Source organism: Crocosphaera chwakensis CCY0110, from assembly GCF_000169335.1.
GTDB classification, from domain to species: Bacteria; Cyanobacteriota; Cyanobacteriia; order Cyanobacteriales; family Microcystaceae; genus Crocosphaera; species Crocosphaera chwakensis.
In genome coordinates, this window is record NZ_AAXW01000133.1 from 1 (window position 1) to 2,277 (window position 2,277).

Consider the following 2,277-nt stretch of genomic DNA (forward strand, 5'->3'; position numbering starts at 1 on the left):
TATTTTTAGTGATATACCTAACTCTTCCAGACTCAGTTGTATTCCTTGACTCTGTAGGGAAAAAATAGGGTTGTGCTGTTTCAATAAAGTGACGAACCAGTTTACGATTAAATTGAAAACGAGTTTGAGCCATATTTTAATTTTAACTTAGATAAAGTTAACATATTTTACAGCTAAATATGTTAGAAAAAGTAATTATCCTAATATATTACCTTATTTTTATGAGGAAAATCTAACTTTGATGGTATGTTTTACTATTTTGGATAACCAAGGTTCTTCTTTTTTAGATTCAGTGATCGCCCAAAGATTTAAACTAATACAAACTGTTGCTAAACTTAATAAAATAAAGGTGGGTACTTGAATCACTCCTATTATCCACCAAGTAGCAACATGAAGACACAAAATAATTCCTAAGAGTGTAGCGACAGTAACAGAAGTTAGTAACTTAACAGAGGAAGGCTTAATAACTAAAAAAATCAAAGTAAGTAACGTACCTAATAAATTTGCAGGAATTAAAAACGCGCAGATACTAACACAATTATTCCGAGAAAATTCTCCAATAGAGATAGGATCAAACATTAATTTAACCTTATAGATAATTCAGTAAACTATTTTAATGAAACCATCATCATTGTATCACATTTTTAGTTATTTTATGGTTAAAAATACTTTCAAACACTTTCTTAAGCTTTTCACTTCTAACCTTTTCAATGATCACAATAATAATTTTTCAATGATTTTTTTGAATATTAAATGAGAAGCTAAATTTAGTCCCGTAAAAATGCTGCATCCACTTCAGGAATAGAAGGATTAATACTTATTCCTGAACCTAATTCAAACCCTGCTGGTGTTGTTAGACGGGGTCTAATTTGACAATACCAATGTAACTGAGGTTCTTCTGCTTTATAACGGGCTGCTGTATTAATCACATAATTGTAGTCCGGGTTATTTAACTTATTATATAAACGGCTTAAGCTATCTTTTAAAATTGTAGCAAAAGCCGTTATTTCTTCTGAGGTAATACTACCAAAATCTGCTTGATGCTGTTTAGGCATAATCCAAATTTCACAAGGAAATTCAGCAGCAAAGGGAACAAAAGAAACAAATAATTTATTTTCTACAATCACTCTGCTTTTTTCATTTATTTCAAAATTTAAGATATCACAATAGACACATCTAGCCCAATGATCAAAGTAACGTTGTGCTTCTGCTTCTTGAAGGCGACGGTGACTAGGAACAATGCTACTAGCAATAATTTGAGAGTGAGGATGTCTTAAAGATGCCCCTGCACCTTTTCCATGATTACGAAAGATAATAACCATCATTATTTCCTTATCTTCCATTAATTTTAAATATCGTTTTTGATAGGTTTCAATAATGACTATGATTTCTGAAATTGAGAGAGTAGCAATAGTTTTTTGATGGTCAGGACTTTCGATAACAACTTCATGATGACCATACCCTGACATTGTCATATAAATTCCCTCAAGACTCCGTTTAGAATTTTCATGAAAATTTAAAGCAGGAAATTTATTTGCTACTACCTTGGTTTGCCAATGATCTTGTTGATTATTTTTAATTTCTAAGAGAACCTGCTCAGATTTATTTTCATTATCTGAACAAAAAGGACAATGGTTTTGAGACTGCTTAAAAGCAATACTATCTTGACTATTTTGTTGAAAATCTTGAGGTCTTTTGCGACGACTCGGCGCATAAATAACCCATTCTCCTGTTACTTTGTTGAGGCGAATTTGTCCAGTTTCCATAAATTATTAACATAAGAATAATAATCTGTAGCTATTTACACCATCATAGGGGATGATTCCTCAAGGAACTGTTAGTTATGATTCATTTCTTAAAAATATGAACAGTTTTTAAATTTCTATATACACTAGGGACAGGATAAGGAAACAAGCATCAAAACCATATTGCTGATTTGGCCATGATTTATACAACACAACAACTTATTAGTATTCTGGATCAAGAATTAAAGGCAACCTGGAGAGGAGAAAGGGTTATTTTATCTTGTGACGATCGCATTAATAATCCAGTAATTGCCAAAGCATTAAATACCGATAAAATGAATCAAGTATTTGCTTATCAAGATTTTCGTCGTCAAATTCATAAGTATCAAATACAAAACCGAGTTTCTGGAATTATTTGGCGTACCTGTACTTATCAGGGTCAATCAATTCAATACCCTGAATTACATAACCAATTAATTGCGGTTCCTGGGGATAAAGAAAGATTAATTAAATATAAAGAATCTGTGATCAA

2 protein-coding genes and 1 pseudogene are annotated in these 2,277 nt (G+C 31.5%); 1 reads left to right on the top strand and 2 read right to left on the bottom strand.

Going from position 1 to position 2,277, the window contains the following annotated elements; translation table 11 throughout:
- Positions 1-219: 219 nt before the first annotated feature.
- Both CY0110_RS27525 and galT read right to left on the bottom strand, forming a co-directional pair.
- Positions 220-579 carry a hypothetical protein gene (locus tag CY0110_RS27525; RefSeq protein WP_008278952.1) on the bottom strand — a complete coding sequence of 120 codons (360 nt, stop codon included), beginning with the start codon at positions 577-579 and terminating at the stop codon, positions 220-222.
- 188 nt (positions 580-767) lie between these two features.
- A complete protein-coding gene (galT, locus tag CY0110_RS27530; protein WP_008278953.1) occupies positions 768-1,766 on the bottom strand; it encodes a galactose-1-phosphate uridylyltransferase in 999 nt (332 codons plus the stop codon).
- Positions 1,767-1,942: 176 nt separating this feature from the next.
- Here galT and CY0110_RS27535 point away from each other — a divergent pair.
- A pseudogene (locus CY0110_RS27535) lies at positions 1,943-2,277 on the top strand (hypothetical protein); the annotation flags it as partial.